This is a genomic window from Yersinia sp. 1252 StPb PI, from assembly GCF_048593885.1.
Lineage (GTDB): Bacteria > Pseudomonadota > Gammaproteobacteria > Enterobacterales > Enterobacteriaceae > Yersinia > Yersinia enterocolitica_E.
In genome coordinates this window covers 1-1,581 of record NZ_JAZGQE010000359.1, presented here as the reverse complement: position 1 = coordinate 1,581, position 1,581 = coordinate 1, and the positions used below count along the sequence as shown (strand labels likewise).

Sequence of the window (1,581 nt, the reverse complement as noted above, 5' to 3'; positions counted from 1 at the left end):
AGTTAATGTATAACCAACTGGCCAGTACCACGGGCAGGCCCCCGTAACGATACCCCTTCGCTTCAGCCCCGCCTAACAGCTAGGGCTTTTTTTTCATTTCTACATTCGCCTGAGCTTCATTGAATAACCGGTTCATATCCCAATCTATTCAGAGCATTGCCTCACTAATGGTTGGTGCTCAGTCGAATGTAGTGAAGTTAGATGCTGACATTTTTTTTGCAAATTATTAATTATGGTATCGATTTAGAGAGTTTCTACCAGAAATAGCTATACTCTCGAATCCAAGAGGATTCCTGAGAGGTAAAGCATGTCAGACGTCACGTCACATTTAACGCTTGAATTATTAGCACTGAAAAAGATAGTTGCAGCGTTATATTGCACTCTGAGCCCTACAGAACGTGAGAAGCTCGATGCCATGCTAATGAACAAAAGCTCTCCAGATGGAAGTATTGAGTCGCCGTCATTGCAGCTAGATATTCAAAATAAAGTTCATAAAATCCTGCGTTAATGTGACTTCGTAGTGATGTAACAGCCGAGATAGCTCGGTTAATTATTAAGCCCTGGCATTCGCTGGGGCTTTTTCGTTTTAGCCCATCAGTCACCACCCAATCAACTCCACACACCATTAACAGATGAGTGGCTGCACTGGTGGGCTAAATTCCCCACATATAAGGAAACCATCATGTCGGAACCGATCACCAGCACCGGAGCCGCCACCGCAACTGTTACTGGCGTTACTTTCATCGGGCTGTTATCGGGGCTGGATGCTGGTGTTGTGGTGGGGGCGTTCGCTGGCGCTGCTGTATTCGTGTTATCTGCGTCAGACTTCTCTCTATCTAAGAAACTGTTTCTATTTGGCCTGTCATGGGGTGCTGGCGTGTTGTCTGCCCCATTCATTACCTCGTTTATCAATTTCCTGACGCCTAGCGAAGTTAGAGCCGCTGAACCTGTGGGCGCAATGGTTGCGGGTGCTGTTGTCATACGTCTTTTGATGTGGGCAAACAAAGAGTCGAAAAACCCCGGCAACCTCATCGACCGCTTTAGAAGTGGTGGGGGAAAACCCGATGAATAATTATCTGCTGACGCTTGATGCTATTGCTTGTGCGGTGATAGCAGTCCGTTTATTTGCTTACCGGAGCAGGGGGGCAACCTATAGACCGATAGCCTCATTCTTTGCTTACGCTCTCATGGTGGCCAGTGCATCGGTGACCATTCGGATACTGACTGGCGATTACCACCAAGCCGACTGGTCCGAAACGCTCATTAATATCAGCATGGCTGTGGCGATTGTTGCTGCTGGTGGAAACGTCATGCGCTTCTCTAAACCTGCGAGACTCAAACCATGACAAATTACAGATTTAGTACCCGTAGTGAGAATAACCTCAAGGGAGTTAACGCTAACCTGGTGAAAGTGGTTCGCCGCGCTCTGGAGATATCAACGGTTGATTTCGGCGTTATTGAAGGTGTCCGCACGGTAGAACGGCAAAAAGAGCTGGTGGCTACAGGTAAAAGCCAGACCATGAATAGCCGTCATATCTCCGGCAATGCGGTTGACCTGCTCCCTACTGGTGCCAACTGGAA

At 47.9% G+C, this 1,581-nt stretch carries 3 protein-coding genes and 1 pseudogene; all 4 read left to right on the top strand.

The window, feature by feature from the left end; all coding sequences use genetic code 11:
* The first annotated feature begins 307 nt into the window (after window positions 1-307).
* Window positions 308-508: a hypothetical protein gene (locus V2A85_RS23570; protein ID WP_083159886.1), complete on the top strand. Its 201-nt coding sequence runs from the start codon at window positions 308-310 to the stop codon at window positions 506-508.
* 174 nt (window positions 509-682) lie between these two features.
* Entirely contained in the window at window positions 683-1,072 is a 390-nt protein-coding gene (locus V2A85_RS23565; RefSeq protein ID WP_099465965.1) for a phage holin family protein, read from the top strand.
* A complete protein-coding gene (locus tag V2A85_RS23560) occupies window positions 1,065-1,346 on the top strand; it encodes a phage holin family protein (protein WP_420072538.1) in 282 nt (93 codons plus the stop codon). Before V2A85_RS23565 ends, V2A85_RS23560 begins: the two co-directional genes overlap by 8 nt.
* Window positions 1,343-1,581 (top strand): annotated as a pseudogene (locus tag V2A85_RS23555) (M15 family peptidase); the annotation flags it as partial. The gene V2A85_RS23560 and the pseudogene V2A85_RS23555, both read left to right, overlap by 4 nt.

Bases quoted from the DNA above. Each gene is read 5' to 3' on its own strand.
- V2A85_RS23560 (WP_420072538.1), top strand. From the start codon at position 1,065: ATGAATAATTATCTGCTGACGCTTGATGCTATTGCTTGTGCGGTGATA.
- V2A85_RS23565 (WP_099465965.1), top strand. From the start codon at position 683: ATGTCGGAACCGATCACCAGCACCGGAGCCGCCACCGCAACTGTTACT.
- V2A85_RS23570 (WP_083159886.1), top strand. From the start codon at position 308: ATGTCAGACGTCACGTCACATTTAACGCTTGAATTATTAGCACTGAAA.